14 protein-coding genes and 1 pseudogene are annotated in these 20,352 nt (G+C 66.4%); 5 read left to right on the top strand and 10 right to left on the bottom strand.

The genetic code is table 11. The features are described 5' to 3' along the window. Window positions 1–97 precede the first annotated feature (97 nt). A complete protein-coding gene (locus ADADO0_RS17080) occupies window positions 98–607 on the top strand; it encodes a DUF1993 domain-containing protein (protein WP_511306385.1) in 510 nt (169 codons plus the stop codon). On the opposite strand, the gene ADADO0_RS17075 is transcribed toward ADADO0_RS17080, so the two are convergent. The 5 genes from ADADO0_RS17075 to ADADO0_RS17055 all read right to left on the bottom strand — a co-directional run bounded on the left by ADADO0_RS17075 (window position 586) and on the right by ADADO0_RS17055 (window position 7,543). Further along, entirely contained in the window at window positions 586–1,782 is a 1,197-nt protein-coding gene (locus tag ADADO0_RS17075) for a nucleotidyltransferase domain-containing protein (protein WP_511306384.1), read from the bottom strand. The two genes, ADADO0_RS17080 and ADADO0_RS17075, sit on opposite strands and share 22 nt — an antisense overlap. Continuing rightward, a complete protein-coding gene (locus ADADO0_RS17070; RefSeq protein WP_511306383.1) occupies window positions 1,779–3,518 on the bottom strand; it encodes an ATP-binding cassette domain-containing protein in 1,740 nt (579 codons plus the stop codon). The genes ADADO0_RS17075 and ADADO0_RS17070 overlap by 4 nt, the downstream gene beginning before the upstream one ends. A 78-nt stretch (window positions 3,519–3,596) precedes the next feature. Continuing rightward, window positions 3,597–5,639: an NAD(+) synthase gene (locus tag ADADO0_RS17065; protein WP_511306382.1), complete on the bottom strand. Its 2,043-nt coding sequence runs from the start codon at window positions 5,637–5,639 to the stop codon at window positions 3,597–3,599. Between the two features lie 134 nt (window positions 5,640–5,773). Continuing rightward, window positions 5,774–6,316 carry a GNAT family N-acetyltransferase gene (locus ADADO0_RS17060; RefSeq protein ID WP_511306381.1) on the bottom strand — a complete coding sequence of 181 codons (543 nt, stop codon included), beginning with the start codon at window positions 6,314–6,316 and terminating at the stop codon, window positions 5,774–5,776. 96 nt (window positions 6,317–6,412) lie between these two features. Then, a complete protein-coding gene (locus ADADO0_RS17055) occupies window positions 6,413–7,543 on the bottom strand; it encodes a type III PLP-dependent enzyme (protein ID WP_511306380.1) in 1,131 nt (376 codons plus the stop codon). Between the two features lie 849 nt (window positions 7,544–8,392). Here ADADO0_RS17055 and hemA point away from each other — a divergent pair. The 3 genes from hemA to ADADO0_RS17040 all read left to right on the top strand — a co-directional run bounded on the left by hemA (window position 8,393) and on the right by ADADO0_RS17040 (window position 11,476). Next, on the top strand, window positions 8,393–9,700 hold the full coding sequence (gene hemA / locus ADADO0_RS17050) for a 5-aminolevulinate synthase (protein ID WP_511306379.1): 1,308 nt from the start codon (window positions 8,393–8,395) through the stop codon (window positions 9,698–9,700). Window positions 9,701–9,714: 14 nt separating this feature from the next. Beyond that, window positions 9,715–10,419 (top strand): lysozyme inhibitor LprI family protein, encoded by a 705-nt coding sequence (locus ADADO0_RS17045; protein WP_511306378.1) that lies wholly within the window; start codon window positions 9,715–9,717, stop codon window positions 10,417–10,419. Window positions 10,420–10,492: 73 nt separating this feature from the next. Then, the gene (locus ADADO0_RS17040; protein ID WP_511306377.1) at window positions 10,493–11,476 is read left to right on the top strand and encodes an ABC transporter substrate-binding protein; all 984 of its coding nucleotides are present in this window, start codon (window positions 10,493–10,495) and stop codon (window positions 11,474–11,476) included. A 43-nt stretch (window positions 11,477–11,519) separates the two neighbouring features. On the opposite strand, the gene ADADO0_RS17035 is transcribed toward ADADO0_RS17040, so the two are convergent. Then, the gene (locus ADADO0_RS17035) at window positions 11,520–13,439 is read right to left on the bottom strand and encodes a transglycosylase domain-containing protein (protein ID WP_511306376.1); all 1,920 of its coding nucleotides are present in this window, start codon (window positions 13,437–13,439) and stop codon (window positions 11,520–11,522) included. A 691-nt stretch (window positions 13,440–14,130) separates the two neighbouring features. On the opposite strand from ADADO0_RS17035, the pseudogene ADADO0_RS17030 reads away from it, so the two are divergent. Beyond that, window positions 14,131–16,921 (top strand): annotated as a pseudogene (locus tag ADADO0_RS17030) ([protein-PII] uridylyltransferase). Window positions 16,922–17,054: 133 nt separating this feature from the next. Here ADADO0_RS17030 and ADADO0_RS17025 read toward each other — a convergent pair. The 4 genes from ADADO0_RS17025 to ADADO0_RS17010 all read right to left on the bottom strand — a co-directional run bounded on the left by ADADO0_RS17025 (window position 17,055) and on the right by ADADO0_RS17010 (window position 20,309). Beyond that, entirely contained in the window at window positions 17,055–17,288 is a 234-nt protein-coding gene (locus ADADO0_RS17025) for a response regulator (RefSeq protein WP_511306375.1), read from the bottom strand. A gap of 186 nt (window positions 17,289–17,474) precedes the next feature. Further along, window positions 17,475–19,283, bottom strand: coding sequence for a PAS domain S-box protein (locus tag ADADO0_RS17020; protein WP_511306374.1), 1,809 nt, complete (start codon window positions 19,281–19,283; stop codon window positions 17,475–17,477). Window positions 19,284–19,287: 4 nt separating this feature from the next. Next, window positions 19,288–19,929 (bottom strand): chemotaxis protein CheX, encoded by a 642-nt coding sequence (locus ADADO0_RS17015; protein ID WP_511306373.1) that lies wholly within the window; start codon window positions 19,927–19,929, stop codon window positions 19,288–19,290. Then, the gene (locus ADADO0_RS17010) at window positions 19,926–20,309 is read right to left on the bottom strand and encodes a response regulator transcription factor (RefSeq protein WP_511306372.1); all 384 of its coding nucleotides are present in this window, start codon (window positions 20,307–20,309) and stop codon (window positions 19,926–19,928) included. The genes ADADO0_RS17015 and ADADO0_RS17010 overlap by 4 nt, the downstream gene beginning before the upstream one ends. Window positions 20,310–20,352: the final 43 nt, after the last annotated feature.

Genomic DNA, 20,352 nt, shown 5'->3' with positions numbered 1-20,352 from the left:
CCCGGCGCGGGACCTGTCGCCGAACGGCTGCGCTTGGCTTAAACAGAGGCCATCAAACGCGCGCGCGGTTTCCGGCGCGCCCTCCCCTGGAGTTTCCATGACTCTCTCGATCTATGACGTCTCGATCCCCGCCCTGGTGCGGGGCCTACAGGTTCTCACGGCCTATATGGATAAGGCGGCGGCGCATGCGGCCGAGGCGGGTCTCGACCCGACGAGCCTGGTCGGCGCGCGGCTGGCGCCGGACATGCTGCCGCTGTCCGGGCAGATCCAGCGGGCCAGCGACACGGCGAAGGCGGCGGTGCCGCGCCTCACAGGCCTCGCGGCGCCGAGCTTCCCGGACACCGAGACCACGTTCGATGACTTGAAGGCGCGCCTCGCCAACACCATCGCCTTCCTCGAAAGCGTGCCGCAGGATGCGTTCGCGACGTCGGCGGAGCGCAGCATCGAGCTGAAGTTCGGTCCCCATAGCACCACCCTCACGGGTTCGGGCTTCGTGACGAAATTCCTGCTGCCGAACTTCTATTTCCACGTCGCCACCGCCCACGCCATCCTACGCAGCCAGGGCGTCAACGTGGGCAAGCTGGATTATCTCGGCGGCGTCGACTGAGGCCGCACCATCCGCACGGCGTGCCGCAGCAGCACCGCCGGAATGCGGATGACATGATAGAGAGGGTGGAGGCCGCGCGGGAGTTTGAGCGCCTGCCGGTCCCCCACCGAAACCCAGATCCGCGCGAGTTCGCTGCGGGCGTAGCCCAGGCCGGGCTTAAGGAACGGCAGGGCGATGTTGAGGCGAAGCGTCGCCGCCAAGGAGTGCTTGCGCTCGCTCTCGCGCGCCTGAAGACAGGCGATGGCATTGCCGGCAAGTGCCATGACGATCCGGTCGGCGCGCACCTCTTTCAGCAGAGAGGCCGGCACGGCGAGGCCCATCACGTCGTGGCACAGCACCAGCGCCAGGGCCGAGGTGCGCCCGCCGCCCATGGCGAGGGAGGCGCGGTGAAGCCGCTCCATTTCGCCCGGCGGCTGCACCCCCAAGAAGGCTGAGAGATCCGCCAGCCATTTGAGCCGCGCCCAGGCATGGCCCCCGCCGTGGGCGCAGAGATAGGCATAGAGTGGCGCATCGGCCAGCGTGCGCATCACCGCGCCGGCCATCGCCACGTCCTGGCATTCCGAGGACAGGCCAAGGCCGGGGAGCATGGCGGGATTTTCGGTCAGCGCCCAATGAAGGTCCACCACCACACCGCTGGCAGCGTGGACAAACGTGATCTCCCGGCACATGGAAAGCATGAGGGCGAAGCCGCGCCCGTCATCGTCCGCCGGCAGATCGGCGAGGACGTAGCCTGCGCCCTCCAGAAGCGCGCGCGCCTGCGGGATCGCGTCGAACGCCACTAGGAAATCCACGTCCCGCGCCTGCTTGAGGCCGATGTCGCCATAGGCGAGGCGGCCAAGGGCGGCGCCCTTCACCACCAGGGCCCGCACTCCTGCGGTATCGAAAAGGCGCTGGAGCCGAAGGGTTTCGCCCGCCATGGCGAGCGCGGTGCGGGCCTGCACGGCGGCGGCGCTGCGCAGCCGCTCGGCGACGTCAGGCGGCGGCTGGATGCCGGCGGATGCCAAGCCGTTGCAGGCCAGCGCGACCACGCGGTGGCGGCGCAGCAGCCGCTCGAACTCGGACCAGTCCGGGGGAACTGCGGCTGCAACCCGCACCGCAGCGTCGCGAGCCGGCGCGGCGGGCCAGCGGCAGCAGGCCGCGAGCAGCGCGAGTTCCGGCTGCAAGGCGCGCGTCACGCCCGCACCTCCGCGCGGGCCGGACCGCCGCGCGTGGCATCTGAAATTTGGCCGTGCTCCACCACCAGCACACGATCGCAGAGCGCCAGGCTCTCCGCGCGATGCGCGATCATCACAATGGCCGGGCGGGGGGCGAGTGCCCGCAGCCGGGCCAGGATGTCCCGCTCGCCGGGGATGTCGATGGCGCTGGTCGCTTCGTCGAGGATGAGCAGCGCGGGCGCACGCAACAGGGCACGGGCGAGCGCGAGGCGCTGGCGCTCGCCGCCGGAGATCAGGGCGCCGCGTTCGCCGACCACGCTGTCGAGCCCGAGCGGCAGCCGCGCCACCACCGGCGCCGCGCCGGCGACCGCGAGGGCAGCCGAAATCGCCTGGGGTTCGGCTGAAGGCCGCGCCCACAGCAGATTTGCGCGGACCGTGTCGTTGAACAGCACCGCGTCCTGCGTGACATAGGCCACCTGCTCGCGCCAGCAGGCCGCCGCGTCTTCGCTGAGCGGCGTATCGCCGATCAGCGCGCGCCCCGCCTGCGGCGCGATCAGGCCGGAGAGAAGGTCGGCCAGCGTGGTCTTGCCAGCCCCCGAGGCGCCCGCGATGCCGACCATTTCGCCCGGCGCGATGACCACGGAGAGGCCCTTGATCCCCGCGCCGGAGGGATAGTGATAGGCGACCTCTTCCAGCCGCACCGGCCCCTCCAGAGGCAACCCCGGCACGGGCGCGGGGCGGGCCGCGCCGACAAGTTCGTGCTGGAGCGCGCGGACCGCCTCCCAGGCCGGCAACGCATAGGCGATCTGCTGGAGGCCAAGCTGGATCTGCCCCGCCGGCCCGCTGATGCGGCTCAGCACCACCAGCAACGTGAGCAAGACGGGCGCGGAGAGATTGAGCAAAGAGAAACCCACCAGCACCGTCATCATGGCCGCGAGCGCGCCCAGCAGGCTCCACAGGCCGCGCATCAGCGATTGCTGCCGCATGAACACGATCTGCTGCGCCGTGCCACTCGCCTGATCGCGCGCGAAGGCGGCGACGAAGCCGCGCTCCAGATTCTGGCTCATGGCCAGCTTCATGCCGGACAGGAACCGCCCAACCTCCTCCATGAGGGAAAGGTTCGAGCCCGTCACCCGACGCCCGGCGTCATGGGCACGGCTCAACAGGCGGGAGAGCGCCAGCGCGCCCGCCGCCATCAGCCCCACCGCCAGCAGGGTCAGGGTGGGGGACAGCAGAAACGCCACCACGGCCTGGACAGCGATCATCACCGCCGCCGTGCCGCTCTGCAGCAGGAAGTGCACACCCGCCCCGCACCGCTGCACGTCGCTGCCCATGACATGATTGACGCGCCCGTGGCCGAGCCGCGCGAGAGCCGACCAGCGGGCACGCGAGAGCTGTTCCGCCACCGCCGTGCGCTGCACCTCGACGAAGCCGATCTGCAAGGCGGCGAGATGGGCATCGCGCAGCCAGAGCACGAAGGTGCGCGCCACCATCATTGCCGCGAACAGCCCCAGAAGAAGGGCGAGGCGCGCGCCGGGGGCAAGGGTCGGGGCGATCGCGTCGGCCATGCGGCCCAGCGTTCCGGTGCCGGCGCCGGCATCGAACAGGGTCGCCAGAAGCGGCACGAGCAGCACGATGCCGATGCCCTCAAGCACCGCCCCGCAGGCAACCAGAAGCGCCGCCAGAAGCGCGCGCGCGCCAGCGTACCGCGCCACCGCGCGGGTAAACTCCACACATCGCTTGAGAAGTTCGATCATCCCCGCCCTTTCCCGTCGATCGCGCGCGACCGACGGGCCGAACCTGCCTGTTTTCCCATTCGTCCGCCAGCGCGCCGCTCAGGCCTCTGGCACATTGGCGTGCAATTCCGCCAGCCACAGCTTGGCGTCGCCGTCGGAGGGCGCGCGCCAGTCGCCGCGCGGCGAGAGCGAGCCGCCCGATGTGATTTTAGGCCCGTTGGGCAGGGTGGATCGCTTGAACTGGCTGGTGAAGAACCGCTTGAGGAACTGCTCCAGCCAATGGCGGATGTCCGCCAGCGCATAGGCCCGCTGGTCGCCCGCCGGCAGGTCCACCGGCCAGGCGCCCCGTTCCGCATCGCTCCAGGCGTGGTGCGAGAGGAAGGCGATCTTGGACGGGCGAAAGCCGTAGCGGGTGAGGTAGAACAGGTTGAAGTCCTGCAACGCGTAAGGGCCGACGATGGACTGGGTGGACTGGATCGGCTTGCCCGCGCTCGCCGGCACCAGTTCCGGCGAGATTTCGGTTTCGAGGATGGCGTACAGGATGCGCCCGGTCTCCGCGCTGACATCACCCGAGGCGGCGACGAAGCGGATCAGGTGCTGGATCAGTGTCTTGGGGACCGAGGCGTTGACGTTGTAGTGGGACATGTGATCGCCCACCCCATAGGTGCACCAGCCGAGCCCGAGTTCGGACAAATCGCCGGTGCCCACCACAAGGCCGCGATTGTGGTTGGCGAGGCGGAACAGATAGTCCGTGCGCAGGCCCGCCTGCACATTCTCGAAGGTGACGTCATAGACCGGCTCGCCCTTGGCGAACGGATGGTCGAGGTCCGCCAGCATCTGCCGGGCGGCGGGGCGAATGTCGATTTCCTGCGCGGTGACGCCGAGCGCGCGCATCAGCGCCCAGGCGTTGGACTTGGTGTCGTCCGACGTGGCAAAGCCCGGCAGCGTGTAGGCCAGCACATTCTTGCGGTCGCGGCCGATGGCATCCATGGCGCGCGCGGCGACGATCAGCGCCTGGGTGGAATCCAGGCCGCCCGAGACGCCGATGACCGCGGTCTGCGCGCCCGAGGCGGTGAGGCGCTTGGCGAGGCCCTGCACCTGGATGTTGTAGGCCTCATAACAATCCTCGCGCAGGCGGGAGGGGTCGGAGGGCACGAACGGATACCGCTCCACACTGCGCTCCAGCGCCACCGTGCGCCCGGGCGTGTCGAGGGCGAACGCAATTGTGCGGAATGCCGGCCCGCGCGCGCCCTCCTCCTGCACGCAATCGCCAAAGCTGTTGACCCGCATGCGCTCCTGACGGATGCGCCCGAGGTCGACATCGGCGGTGGCAATCACCGCGCCAGCGGGAAAGCGCTCGGTCTCGGCGAGGATCTCGCCATATTCAAACACGGCCGCGTGCCCGTCCCACGCAAGATCGGTGGTGGATTCCCCCGGCCCCGCCGCCGAATAGGCGTAAGCGGCGATGGTGCGGGAGGAATGGCTGGCGCACAGCAGCCGCCGGGTGTCGGCCTTGCCGATGGTGATGTTGCTGGCAGAAAGATTGAGCAGCAACTCCGCGCCATTGAGCGCGGCCCGCGTCGAGGGCGGCAGCGGCACCCAGATGTCCTCACACACCTCCACATGGAACGTCACGGGCACCCCGCCCGTGGCGCGGAACAACAGGTCGGTGCCGAACGGCACCGTGCGCCCGGCAAGCTCGATGACCCCGCCGGTGACGCCAAGGCCGGAGGTGAAATGGCGGCGCTCGTAGAACTCTCGGTAATTGGGGAGATAGCTCTTGGGCACGGCGCCCAGAATTTCCCCGCCGTGGATCACCAGCCCGCAATTGTAGAGCCGCCCCTCGCGGCGCAGCGGCCCCCCCACCACCAGCACCGGATACAGCGCGCGCGAAGCCTCCACGATGCGCGTGAGCGCGGCGTCCACCGCGTCCTGCAGCGCATCCTGGAACAGCAGGTCGTCGATGGCATAGGAGGAGATGCCAAGCTCCGGGAACAGCATCACCGCTGTTCCCGCGTCATGGCCCTCCTGCGCGAGACGCAGCGTCTCCTCGGCGGCGAACACGGGGTCCGCCACCCCCGCACGCGGCACGCAGGCGGCGACGCGGATGAAATCGTGGCTGTAGAGAGAGTGGAAATCCATCGTCGCCGGCACGCCGCTCATGGGTCAGGAGTGGCGCGCAAGGTCGGGGATTTTGAGCGCAAGAACAAGTCACGCCATCACGGCGGCGCTGCGTCATTCCCTCTCCCGCAAGCGGGAGAGGGAATAACAGTGCATCACGCCGCCGAAGCAGCCATCAGTTCAGCCATGCTCGGCACCGCGACCTTGGCGCCGGTGGCGCTGATGAGGCCGCGCGCGCCGGCGAGGGCGCCGGGCTTCAGTTCCAGCGCCAGCAGGCGGTTGCGGTCGTAGGAGCCGGGCATCCACAGCGCCTGGGTGCGGGCGTTGGAGAAGCCGAAGCGGCCGTAATACGGCGCATCGCCCACCAGGACGATGGCGCCGTGGCCGCGTGCACGCGCCTCGGCAATCGCCGCATCCATCATCCGCGCCCCGAGCCCGCAGGCCTGGAACCAGGGATGGACGGCGAGCGGGCCGAGCAGCAGCGCCGGCTTTCCCGGGCCTGCGGTGACGTGCCAGAGCCGGACCGTGCTGACCAGGCGCCCGTCCGGCGCATGGGCCGCCAGGGACAGGCCAGCGGCCGGCAGGCGGCCTTCCCGCAGCCGCTCGGACGACTTTTCAAAACGCGCGGGCATGGTGAGATCCAGGAGCGCCTCGCGGGCAGCTGCCTCTTCCACCTTCTCAGCGACAATCTCAGTCATCAGCACCTCCTGTGCCAAAACCGAAGTCGAAAGACGCCGGCCCAGCCGAGCTCACGCTCGACTTTCCACACGGGGGCCGGTCGGGAAGGGTGATCGTCAGATCACGTAGGACTTCAGCGGCGGGAAGCCATTGAAGGCGACTGCCGAATAGGTCGTGGTGTAGGCGCCGCAAGCCTCGATGAGGATCTTGTCGCCGATCGAGAGCGACACCGGCAGTTCCACCGGGGTCTTCTCGTACATGACGTCAGCCGAATCGCAGGTCGGGCCGGCGAGCACGCAAGGCGCGGTGTCGTCCCCGTCGCGCGGCGTGCGCAGCGGGTAGCGGATCGCCTCGTCCATGGTCTCGGCGAGACCGCCGAACTTGCCGATGTCGAGGAACACCCAGCGCATCGTGTCGGTCTCCGCCTTGCGGGAGATCAGGACCACTTCGGTCTCGATCAAGCCGGCATTGCCGACCATGCCGCGGCCCGGCTCCATGATGGTCTCGGGGATCGCGTTGCCGAAATGCTGGCGCAGCGCCTCGAAGATCGCCTCGCCATACGCCTTCGCCGAGGGCACATCCTGGAGATACTTGGTGGGGAAGCCCCCGCCGAGATTGACCATGGACAGAGCGATGCCGCGCTCGGCGCACTCCTTGAAGATGCCGGCGGCGGATGCGAGCGCCTGGTCCCAGGCATTCACATTCTTCTGCTGCGAGCCGACGTGGAACGACACGCCATAAGCGGTCAGACCCAGGCGGTGGGCATGCTCGAGCACGTCGCTCGCCATTTCGGGCACGCAGCCGAACTTGCGCGAGAGCGGCCATTCGGCGCCGGCGCCGTCGCACAGGATGCGGCAGAACACCTTGGCGCGCGGCGCCACGCGGGCGATCTTCTCGACCTCCTCGTAGCAATCCACAGCGAACAGGCGCACGCCCAGCTTGAAGGCGCGCTCGATGTCACGCTCCTTCTTGATGGTGTTGCCGAACGAAATCCGCTCCGGGGTCGCGCCGGCGGCCAGCGCCATCTCGACTTCGCCGGTGGAGGCGGTGTCGAAGCACGAGCCCAATTCGGCCAGCGCCTTCAGGATGGCGGCGTCCGGGTTCGCCTTCACAGCATAGAACACGCGGGTGTCCGGCAGCGCGCGCGCAAACGCAGCGTAATTGGCGCGGACCACGTCGAGATCAACGACGACGCAGGGACCATCCTCTCGTCGGGTCTTAAGAAACTCGCGGATGCGATCGGTCATGGTAACCTCCTTGACCTGAAGCCAGTGAAGCGCGGCAACCCGCGCGACGACAGGACGGACACGCCTTATTGGCTTGTCCGGGACACGCACACGCGGAGTGAAAGGCGGTGTGGACGCGCCTTCGACCCGCGGGCCGTGCCCGCTTCGCCGGTCACAAACCGGCCGCATCTTCGCGCCGAAGGCATCCATCGCCGCACATCGGCGATAAGCCGACGAGAAGCGTTCTTTAGGATGCGCGCGTTTGGAATGGGGGTTTCCCGTTCCGCACGACCGGCAAGAAGTAGTGCCTCTTCAGTGACGCCGACCTTTGGAGGGCCGACCGAGACCAAAAAAGCCCTTACGTCGTTGCTTCAAGTCACGTCCCCCGCGTGAGGAGCGGGGTGCGCCGGTTCCCTCCGGCTGTCGATCGTCCTGGTAGTTTTCCGGCCTCTTGTCCGGAGTTCCACCGATCGACACGTAACCACAGGCACGTGCGAATTTGGGCAAGCGCGATGTAGGAGGATTCGGCCGCCTCCGCAAGCGGCAATTTGATGAATTCCGCTCCATCAAGGCGCGACTTTCTCCAGCCGGCTGAACGTTTCGGCAGCATTCGCACCCGGTTGGCCTCTCTGGAGCCTCAAGGGGGACTTTGAGCATCGCACCACGCTCGCGCGCTCGTGATCTGCGTGTGCCCCTCCGCTTTGCTCTCCAGGCGCCGGCTGACGCTGGGCGCGCCCCTTCGCCGCGTGGCTGGTTAACGCCCTTGATCGATGTCAAGGGAGGGGGCAATGTGCAAGCCTACGATTGGAAGAATTCGCGAGTGATTGATTCACCCGCGCTTTCAGATCCACCCCGTACCCCGGGACCGTGATGAACTACGATTTGTTCTTCTCCGATGCTGTCGATGCGCTGCGCCGCGAGCGCCGCTACCGGACCTTCACGGACATCGAGCGCGACGCCAGCCGTTTCCCCCGCGCCATCTGGCATTCGCCGGGCGGACCGCGCGAGATCACGGTGTGGTGCTCCAACGATTATCTCGGCATGGGTCGCCACCCAGATGTGGTGGAGGCGATGCGCGCCGCCGCCCTGCTGCGCGGCGCCGGCGCCGGCGGTACCCGGAACATCTCGGGCAACAGCCACGAAATCGTTCTACTGGAGCGGGAACTCGCTGATCTGCACGGCAAGGACGCCGGGCTGGTGTTCACCTCCGGCTATGTCTCCAACGCCACCGGCATTTCCACCATCGTCAAGCTGATCCCCGATTGCGTGGTGATCTCGGACGAGTTGAACCACAATTCCATGATCGAGGGCGTGCGCCAGGGCGGCCGCCAGAAGGCCATCTTCCGCCACAACGACCTCGGCCATCTGGAAGAAGTGCTGCGCGCCGCCGGTAACCGGCCCAAGCTGGTGGTGTTCGAGAGCGTCTATTCCATGGACGGCGACATCGCCCCCATGGCTGAAATCTGCGATCTCGCCGAGCGCTACGGCGCCATGACCTATCTCGACGAGGTGCACGCGGTCGGCATGTACGGTCCGCGCGGCGGCGGCGTTGCCGAGCGCGACGGCGTCATGCACCGCATCGACGTGATCGAGGGCACGCTGGGCAAGGCGTTCGGTGTCATCGGCGGCTATCTCACCGGCAAGCGCGTGGTGATGGACGCGGTGCGCTCCTATGCGCCCGGCTTCATCTTCACCACCGCCCTGCCCCCGGCCATCGCCGCGGCGGCCACCGCTTCGGTCCGCCATCTGAAGACCTCGCAGGTCGAGCGCGCCGGCCAGCGCGCCCAGGTCGCAAAGACCAAGTCCGCGCTTGCCGCTATCGGCCTGCCGCAGATGGAAACGCCGACCCATATCATCCCGGTGATGGTGGGCGACGCGAAGGCCTGCAAGGCCGCCAGCGATGTGCTGCTGGCCGAGCACGGCATCTATATCCAGCCGATCAACTACCCCACCGTGCCGCGCGGCACGGAGCGGCTGCGCATCACGCCGACCCCGTTCCACACGGATCGGATGATCGCGCATCTCGCCGAATCGCTGAGCGACGTGTGGTCCCGCCTGGACCTGCCCCGCGTCACCGATGCCCCGATACCGCTGCGGGCGGCTGCGCGCGCTTCCATGGGGTCCTCCTCGGGCAGCTCGATCCCCGCGCCGATTCCGGTGCCGGTGGGCGGCGGCTGAAGCGCACCGCCGCCATGACCGAACGCGGCTGGGCCTTGGCCCTCGCATCGGCGCTGTGCCTTTTGGCGTCCGCCGCGCACGCTGCGCCGGAGAGCAAGCCTTCCTTCGACTGCAAGGCCGCGCGCAGCGACACGGAAAATGCGATCTGCGCCAACCCCACGCTGGGCGCCCTCGATCTGCGCATCGCCACCGCCTACCAGAAGGCCATGGCCGGACTGGACCCGGCCGCGCAGGCGGCGCTCCAGACCGACCAGCGGTATTTCCTGGCGGCGCGCGATGATTTCTACGACACGCCCTATTACGATCTGAAGGGCGACCTCACCAACCGCGCGCGGATGCTGGAAGCCATCGTCGTCTCGCCGCGTCCCGGCTGGGATGGGGCTTGGGCCAATGTGATGGGTGAGATCACCATCGCGCCCGGCGCCAGTGGCCACCAGGTGACCATCTCAACCACCGCTCTCACCCAGAGCCAGCCCACCTGCGACTTCGAGGCGGCGGCCACGCTGCAAGGCGATACGCTGGTTGCTGGCGGCGATGCGCAGACGCTGCGGGAGAATGAGGGCTGGTCGGTGCGCCTGACGCGCGCCGGGGCAAGCCTCGGCGCGGAATTGCTCCCGCCGAAGACCGCGGCACCCGGCGGCCCGCCCTTCTGCGGAAACATACCCTCCATCGCCGGCAGCTTCCTGCCGGTCCGAAGCGATCACGGGCCGCACCCTTAAGCCTTCCCCACCGCGCTCTCGGCCTCTTATGATGGCCCTGGGAATGGGGGACAGCATGATTTCAAGGCGGGACATGAGCGCGGGCCTGTTCGCGATGGCAGTCGGCGGGGCGATGGGGGCGGTCCATTCCACAGCATCCGCGCAGAGCCCCGGCCCGACCACCGATATCGCCATGTTCCGCGATGCCGCTGAAACTCTGTTTGCGGTGGCGGATCTGCGGCGCGCGGCCGATGCGACCGCACCATGGGTCCCCACCCGCGCCTTCGTAAAGGACGCGGACGAAGCCCACCGCTTTGCCTTCGAGGGTCCCGCCCCTGTCATCGGCATGTCGCTGGACGATTTGATCGACTGCGCGCGCAGCGGCCGGCCCAATGCGGAAGAACTGGTGACGTTCGCCGGCGTACATCGCGGCTTCCTGCATCTGATGGCGAAGCCCGGCATTACCGGTATTGCCGATCTGAAAGGCCGGCGGATCGCCGTTGACACCGACACCGGCTATGCCAGCGCGCTGTTTGAAATTCTCCATCGCCACGGCTTGGAGCGCGGCCGCGACTATGAGGTGGTCTACGCCGGCGCCACCAATCTGCGCTACGAGAAGCTGCTGCGCGGTGAATTCGACGCGACCCTGCTGGGCGCGCCCTTCGCCCGCCTCGCCATGCGCCAGGGGTATCCGTCTCTGGGAACGGTGATTGGCGCGCTCGGCGGATATCAGGCGGTGGTGCTTGTCGCCCATCGCTCCTGGCTCCGGGCGAACGCGGACACCGCCCGCCGCATCGCTGCATGTCTGACCCAGACGCTGGCGTGGACCTCAGCACCGGAGAACCGCGCCGCGCTCGAAGCGTATATGGGCAAGATATTCGCCGATCAGGATGCAGCGACGGTGCGCGACCTGAGCGAGGATATGTTCGGCCCGCCCAGCGAATTCCTGCGCGACGCCCGCATGGCGCCGAAGGACGTCCAAGTGGTGATCGACCTCTTCAACGCCTCGCGCAAGGCCTCGGTCACGCTGGCGGATGTCGCTGACATCACGGACACAGGATACCTTCCGGCACGCTGAAAAGGGACGCGCGACGAAGATCCGAGCGTGTGAATCACAAGGTTCAGCGCCGCCCGCCGAGGAACGTGTCCACAAACCAGCGGTCGAGGGTCATGGGCTCCTCCTGCTGCTGCCGTTGCTGCGGCGGCAGGCTGCCCACCACGGCGGGCGGGGCCTCGTCCGGCAGCGAGCCGGGAGGCAAGGGCTGGCCGAACCCAAAGCCCGGCGAGCGCCCGCCGCCCGGCAGTTCCGCCACCGGCACGCCCTGGAGCGCGGCCTTCATGAAGCGGCTCCAGATTTCCACCGGCAGGTTGGCGCCGGACGCCTTCTTGGTGGGCGAGGAATCATCATTGCCGAGCCACACCGCCGTCACCAGGCGCGCGGTGTAGCCCACGAACCAGGCATCGCGATAATCCTGCGACGTGCCGGTCTTCCCGGCGGCTTCCCAGCCCGGCAGGTCGGCGCGACGCGCGGTGCCGGTGATGAGGGTTTCCTCCATCATCCGGTTCATCATCCCGGCATATTCCGCAGCCATCACGCGCCCCGGGCCGGAGGTGGAACGGGAATAGAGCATCTTGCCGTCCGCGCCCTTCACGCTCTCGATCACATAGGGGATGACGCCGATGCCGCCATTGGCGAACGGCGCATAGGCGGAGGCGAGTTCCAGCACCGACACCTCCGATGTGCCCAGCGCGATCGAGGCGTTCGGCTCAAGCGGCGAGGTGATGCCGAGGCGATGGGCGGTTGAAACCACCGCCTTCGGCCCGACCTCCAACACGAGGCGTACCGAGACCGTGTTGAGCGAGGCGGCCAGCGCCTGCTGAAGCGTGACCGGCCCGCGATAGTCGTGGGTGGCGTTTTCCGGTCGCCAACCCTTGAGCTGGATCGGCCCGTCCTCGCGCACCGTGTCGGGGGTCAGGCCGCGCTCCAGGGCGGTGAGATAGATGAAGGGTTTGAAGGCCGATCCGGGCTGGCGGCGCGCCGTGACGGCACGATTATACTGGCTCTCCTCATAGGACCGGCCGCCGATCAGCGCCCGCACGGAACCGTCCGGGTCGAGCGACACCAGCGCGCCCTGCTGCACGCCGAACTTGGTGCCGGACTTCGCCAGCGTATCGCTGAGCGCCGCCTGCCCCTGCGCCTGCATCGACGCGTCGATGGTGGTACGCACGGTGACGTCGCCGGAGAGTTCGCCGACGTAGGAATCCAGCTGGTCCACCACCCAGTCCGCGACATAGCCGATGGAGCCGGGCGCGGTGGGCGGGGCTACGGTTGCAGGGCGGGACAGCGCGGCCGCCTGCATGTCGGGGGAAATCAGCTTCTGATCGCGCATGGAGGCGAGCACCAAAGCCGCCCGCTCCTGCGCCGCTTTCAGGTTCCGCGTCGGCGCAAGGCGCGAGGGGGCATTGACGATGCCTGCCAGCATGGCGGCTTCGGCAAGCGTCACATTGCGCGCCGACTTGCCGAAATAGCGCTGCGCCGCGGCCTCCACCCCATAGGCACCGGAGCCGAAATAGACCCGGTTCATATAGAGATCGAGGATCTCGGCCTTAGAGAATTTCTGCTCCAGCCACAACGCCAGGATCACCTCCTGGATCTTGCGGGAGAAGGTCCGCTCCTGGGTCAGGAACAGGTTCTTGGCAAGCTGCTGGGTGAGCGTCGAGCCGCCCTGCCGGACCCGCCGGGAGACGATATTTGCCGCCACCGCGCGGCCAAGGCCCACCGGATCGAGACCGAAATGCTCGTAGAAGCGCCGATCCTCAATGGCAATGAAGGCGTTGGGCAGATAGGTGGGAAGCTGCTTCAGCGGCACGGCGGCGCCGCCCATGTCGCCCCGCGTCGCCAGGACCTTTCCATCCTCCGCCTGGATCATGATGGTCGGCGGACGCTTCGGGATCATCAGCGTCTGCATGGGCGGCAGCTTGGAGGCCTCGTAGACGACCAGCCCGGCAGCGGCGATGCCGCCCCACACGGCGAATATCATCAGCCATTTCACCAAGCCGAAAATCAGCGAGCCGCCCCCGCCCCGTCGCCTGCGTGCGGGCTCGGCCCTGCCTCGCCTCGGCGGAGCCGCCTTGGGGGGTGCGGGTTTGGCGGCAGGCTTGGCGGGGGCCCCGCTTTGGCGCAACCTGTTTGGGCGTCGCCAGCTCCTCCTCATATCTCGCGGCGCTGAGCCTGGACGGCGCCGCCTTTTCGGTTCGCGCGCGGCCGGACGGGACGCGACGTTCGACGACCTCCTCCATCTCGGGCTCGTCAAACCCGTGGGAGGGTTGCTGCGGGCGCACACGGCGCTTTGGCCGATCCTCCTCGCGCGGCGGAGCGGAGCGGTCGGCGGCATCGAGGCGAATGTCGAACGGCGTCTGCGGGCGCCCTAGCACCGGCTCGCGTCGTTCGCCCTCCCCGTTCCGTCTCGCCATGAATATTCCGCCCGCCTGTTTCGAGCAGACCTGAAAGACCTTTGAATGCGGCCATTTAAGGGGCAGTTAACGGCGGGAGAGGGGTTCCTGGCCGGAAGGGTGCGTTTGCGGGCCGGGTGTGGCGCACAAGGCCGAGTCCGATTTTACGCCGCAGCGCGCCGTGACCTTGTCACACGATTGCGATAAAGCGAAAGTCTCGGTTTCGCACCGGGCAAAACCCTTTCCTGAGTGGCGAACACTCCAAGAGCGTAGCGACGCATGCCTCGGCTTCCCCGTACCATCTCCGAGCCCTTCCTCGGCGCCCGTTTCAAGACCGAGGTCATGGAGATCGCCAAAGCGCACGCCGGGCGCGAGAGCGAACTGAAGCGTGCCGTCGTCGCCTACATGAAGCAGGAACTCGCGCTGTGCCACGCCGAGGCGGAGCGGCTGCTGCTGGAGGAAGGGTGCGGGCGCTGCTGCTCTCAGCGCCTCTCGATCTTCCAGGACGCGATCATCTGCGCCACCCACGAGGTGGCCACCACCATCCTCTATCCCGTGGAGAAGCCGTCCCGCGCCGAACGCATGGCGATCGCGGCGGTGGGCGGCTATGGGCGCGGAATGATGGCGCCGGGCTCGGACACCGACATATTGTTCGTTCTCCCCTACAAGCAGACCGCATGGGGCGAGAGTGTCGCCGAAGCCATTCTCTACATGCTGTGGGACATCGGGCTGAAGGTCGGCCATGCCACCCGCTCGGTGGACGAATGCGTGCGGCAGGCGCGCGCCGACATCACAATCCGCACCTCGATTTTGGAAGCCCGCTTCGTGGTGGGCGAGAAGGAATTGTTCGAGGATCTGGAGCACCGCTTCGACAAGGAAGTGGTGGAAGGCACCGCCGCCGAGTTCGTCGCCGCCAAGATGGCCGAGCGGGAGGAGCGCCTGCGCAAGGCCGGTCAGTCGCGCTATCTCGTCGAGCCGAACGTGAAGGACGGCAAGGGCGGCCTGCGCGACCTGCACACCTTGTTCTGGATCGCCAAATACGTCTACCGGGTCCGCTCCACAGGCGAACTGGTGGCGAAGGGCGTGTTCACCCGCGACGAGGTGCGCCTGTTCACCCGCTGCGAGGATTTCCTCTGGTCGGTGCGCTGCCACCTGCATTTCCTCGCCAAGCGGCCCGAGGAGCGCCTCTCCTTCGACGTGCAGCGTGAGATGGCCGAGCGCCTCGGCTACACCGAGCATCCCGGCCAGCGTGACGTCGAACGCTTCATGAAGCATTACTTCCTGGTGGCGAAGGACGTGGGCGACCTCACCGCCATTCTGTCCGCCGCGCTCGAAGCCCGCCACGACAAGCCGGTTCCGGGCTTGAAGGGAATGGTGGAGCGCCTGCGCAAGGGCTCGGCCCGCACCCGCCTCAAGGACAGCCCGGACTTCATCATCGACCATGACCGCCTGAACGTGGCGGACGACGAGGCTTTCGCACGCGCGCCGATCAACCTGATCCGCATGTTCCACATCGCGGACAAGCGCAACCTCGCGTTCCACCCGGACGCCATGCGGCTCGCCGCGCGCTCTCTGGGACTGATCGACGGCAAGCTTCGGGAAGACCCCGAGGCGAACCGGCTGTTCATGGACATCCTGTGCTCACGCAACTCCCCGGAAATCGTGCTGCGGCGCATGAACGAGGTGGGCGTGCTGGGCCGCTTCGTGCCGGAGTTCGGCCGGGTCGTGGCGATGATGCAGTTCAATATGTACCACCACTACACGGTGGACGAGCATCTGCTGCGCTGCATCGGTATGCTGACCGAATTCGAGCGCAAGACCAATCCCGAGAACGGCCTCGCCAACGAGTTGATGGGCAACACCATCAAGCAGCGCAATCTGCTCTATGTGACGATGTTCCTGCACGACATCGCCAAAGGCCGCCCCGAGGACCATTCCATCGCCGGCGCCAAGATCGCGCGGAAGCTGTGCCCGCGCTTCGGCTTGACCCCGATCGAGACCGAGACGGTGTCCTGGCTGGTAGAACAGCACCTCACCATGTCCACGGTCGCCCAGTCGCGCGACCTCTCCGACCGAAAGACCATCGAGAATTTCGCCGCTGTGGTGCAAAATCTCGACCGCATGAAGCTGCTCACCATCGTCACCACCGCCGATATCCGGGCAGTTGGGCCAGGGGTGTGGAACGGCTGGAAGGCCCAACTTCTCAAGACCCTCTATTACGAGACCGAGCCGGTGCTGACCGGCGGCTTCTCCGAGGTGGACCGGGGCAAGCGCGTGCAGGTCTCGCAGGCCCAGTTGCGCCACGCGCTCGCCAACTGGTCGGACGCGGATTTCGCCGCCTATGCCGCCCGCCACTATCCGCCCTATTGGCTGCGGGTCGATCTCGACACCAAGCTGCGCCATGCCCGCTTCATCGCCAAGGTGGAGGCGGAGGGACGGACCCTCGCCACCCGCGCCGACATGGAAGGTGGGCGCGGCATCACTGAAGTGACGGTTCTGGCCACCGACCATCCCAAGCTGCTCTCGGTGATCGCCGGCGCCTGCGCAGCGACCGGGGCGAACATCGTCGATGCCCAGATCTCCACGACCACGGACGGCCTCGCGCTCGACACCATCGCGCTGCGCCGCGCGTTCGACCGCGACGACGATGAGGAGCGCCGGGCGCAGAAAGTCTGCGATGCCATCGAGCATGCGCTCGTCGGCGACGTGCGCCTGCCCGAGGTGATCGCCCGCAAGCAGCCAAAAGGCCGGCGCACCTTCTCGGTGGAGCCGGAGGTCACGGTCAACAATTCCTGGTCAAACCGCCACACGGTGGTGGAAGTCTCCGGCCTCGATCGTCCCGGCCTGCTGTTCGAGCTGACCACCACCCTGTCGCGCCTCAACCTCAACATCGCCTCAGCGCATGTCGCGACCTTCGGCGAGCGGGCGGTGGACGTGTTTCTATGTCACCGATCTGATGGGCGCGAAGATCACGGGCGCGGCGCGTCAGTCGGCCATCCGCCGGGCGCTGATCACGGTATTCGAGGGCACGTTCGACGAGGAGGAGCCGCCCCGTCGCCTTCGCGCGTGAGAGCGGGGACCAGAGGCTTTTCGCAAGGCCTCGGTTCAGGAAGCGATGATCTGGTTGATCTTCAGCGCGAGGGCGTCGAGCTGTGAACGGCTTCGACACCATCTCCATGCCCGGATCCAGGAACTTGGCCTCTTCAAAGGGCCCGTTCCGCATACCCCGTCACAAACAGGACTTTCAAACCCGGCCCGCCGCTCGCGCGCCTCAACCGCCAGTTTGCCGGCCGTTCATGCCTGGCAAAACCGACATCGGTGATCAGCAGGTCCAGGTGGATATCGGAGGCGAGAATGGGCAGCGCCGCCTGGCCGTCGCCAACCTCGACGCAGCCATAGCCAAGATCCCTGAGCACCTCGCCGATCAGCATGCGCACCGCGACATCGTCCCTCGACGAGCAGAACGGTCTCGCCGGAGCCCTTAGGCATGTCTCCCCGGATGCCAGCCGCTTCGCTTACGATGTCGCCGGTATAGCGCGGGAGATAGAGAATGACGGCGGTACCGACACCGGGCGTGCTCTCGATCCGCACATGGCCGCGGGACTGTTTGGCGAAGCCGTAGATCATCGACAGGCCGAGGCCGGTCCCCTGCCCCTATGGGCTTGGTGGTGAAAAAACGGCTCGAAGACCTTCTGGAGGATATCGGGCTCCATTCCAACGCCGGTGTCCTGAACCTGGATCAGAGTATATTCGCCCGGCTGAAGCGCATCTTCGCCATCCGCGTCGATTGTTTTGACCGTCTCATTCCTGGTCGAGATCGTCAGCGCCCCACCGGACGGCATCGCATCGCGCGCGTTGATCGCCAGATTGAGAAGCGCGTTCTCCAACTGGTTGGCGTCGGTCAAGGTCGGCCATAGATCCGCTGCGAGATCGGTCTCAAGCCTGGCCTGCTCGCCGAGCGAGCGCGTCATCAATTCCTTCAAGCCGATGATGAGGTCATTGGCATTGACCGCCCTGGGGGCGAGCGGTTGACGTCGGGCAAACGCCAGAAGCCGGTGGGTGAGCGCGGCCGCCCGGTTGGCAGAGGCCGAGGCCGCATCCATGAAGCGGTGCAGGTCGTCGTACTGTTTGGCCTTGATGCGGCGCTTGATGAGATCCATCGCGCCGATGATGCCTGTCAGAAGATTGTTGAAATCGTGCGCGATGCCGCCGGTCAATTGGCCGATGGCCTCCATCTTCTGGGACTGGCGCAGATTTTCCTCGGCCTTCTTCAGGGCCTGCTGGGCTTCACGTTCCGCCGTGACATCCCGGCCCACCGCCTGGAGCAGACCATCGGCGGTGGCGGCGCTCCAGGCAATTTTCCGGAAGCCGTTGTCACGGGTGTGGATGCAAAGTTCAAACACACGGGGCAACGAGGACTGCGAAAATGAATGGAGCACATCCTGAAGGACCTGGCGATCCTCCTGCGCGACGAACTCCGCGACATTGGCTCCCACAAGACGATCTTCGTGTACCCCGAAAAGCGAACTCAGGGCCGGATTGACGGCATTGATGGTGCCATCCAACTGAGTGACAAGCATGACGTCGGCGGACAGGCGCCACATGCGGTCGCGGTCGGCGGTTCGCTCCGCGACGCGCCGCTCAAGCGTCTGATTGAGACCCCAGAGGGCGTCCTCAGCGGCCCGTCGCTCGTTCACGTCTCTCAGGATCGCCGTGACGAAGACGCGGGAATTGCTGAGCCATTTTGAAGCGGTCGCCTCCATGTAACTGGAGGAACCATCCTTGCGCCGGACCACCACGTCCAGAGGACGGTGAAAAGTCCCCTGGGCCAGGACGGTGGTCCAAGCCTCGGCCCATCCCTCCCGGCTGTGAAGAAGCACGTCGATGTGCTGATTGACCAATTCCAGCGGCGCGTAACCCAGCTTAGTCGCGGCAGGGTTGGCGAACTGGATGACACCTTCGACATTGAGCGTGAGGATCGTGTCGGATGAGCTGTCCATCACCGCGTCGTAGCGCGCGTTCTGGCGTTCGCGGAGAACGCGCTCGCGAAGCACCGCCGCGGTGATATCGGCGACCTGTATCAGGCACCAAGCATAGGGCCTATCGCCCACCGGGCGCACGGTCACATTGTGAAAAAGCTCCGCTCCCGCGCGCGTGTGCAGCGGAAGCAGCCGAGGATGCAGGCTTTGAGTGAGGAAGGTCGACGTGCCGGCATCAAACGCCTGCGTGGCGGCGGAGGACAGCCAGCGCAAATCCTTTCCGGGAAAGACCTCTTCGAGGCGCTTGCCGAGGATTTGCTCGGCCGGGATACCGCTCGCGGCCGCAAGCCAAGCATTCCAGGCAACAACGTGCCGAGAAGAATTCAGAACGATAAGGCCGGTGTCTTGCGCGTCAACAACAGCGACCCAAAAAGGGCCTTCCGATAGGGACATGGTCTCAGCTGGCCGCGCCGATTGTTCGCTCAATGAATTCACCCAGCAGCTCTTTCAGGGCCGCCAAAGAGGGCATGTCCATGAGCATAGCAATATAGCCCCGAATGTCCCGCTCGCGAACTGAAAAATCTATGTAAAGGAACATTACGATATCGTCAGCAGCAGAAACCGGAGTTAGATTAAAAAAATCAGAGCCTTGTCCCCGCATGATCTCGGGCAGCGACATCTTGAGGCTTCGCTGTAGCATGTTGGCGATCGTGGCGAGGCAGCTATTGAGAATGATATTGCCGGTTTCGGCCAGCGCTTCTTGTTCAAGCTCGATAATGTCTTCCAAAGGCAATTCGCCGCCGGTCACCGCACGGACCAGCTCAAGGCTTTTCACCTCGGGGAAAATCAGCATCGCGCGACCCTGGATGTCTCCCTCGAAGGCCTGATGGACGGCGACGAGGTTCTTGTCCTCCCGCTCCTTGAGGATTTCCACGGCGCGCGCCGCGCTAACGATGGCAAGTGTGGGGACAGACAGGAGGACTTGCTCGCCAACCATTTCACGCAAGCTGAGAGCCGCGCGACTGACGCCGATGTTCACCAGTTCGGTGAGGGCGTCCAGTTCAAGTTCGGAGAGCATCGGAGGGCTGGTCACCGTCATGTGGTAACCGGCTTCAGTTGACCACCCACGCTTCCTAACAACGATTGCAGCAATGCCACGGTTACAGGCTTGCCCAAGAAAAACGCGCCTATGCCTTTGGCTTTATTCACAATTTCTTCTTGGTGATTTGCCGAGATGATGGCCACCGGCATATCAGGATAGAGGGTCTTGAGTTCGGCCGCGAGCGCGAGACCGTCGCGGCCCGGCATGTTGAAGTCCAGCAGCGCCATGGCGACGTTGCCCTGCTTCACCAGCGCCAGGGCCTCGTCAGCGTTCGCCGCCTCGACATGCGACCAATCCGGATGGAGGGATTTGAGCGCCTTGGCGACCGACATCCGGGCCAGCTTGCTGTCATCGACGATTAATACTGTCACGCTCATGTGCTCTCCGGAAGGCATGAACCCTTGAAAATTCAGCCTCTTG

Origin of the sequence: Aquabacter sp., from assembly GCF_965279295.1 — a bacterium.
Lineage (GTDB): Bacteria > Pseudomonadota > Alphaproteobacteria > Rhizobiales > Xanthobacteraceae > Aquabacter.
This window is presented reverse-complemented; position numbering and strand designations above follow the sequence as displayed.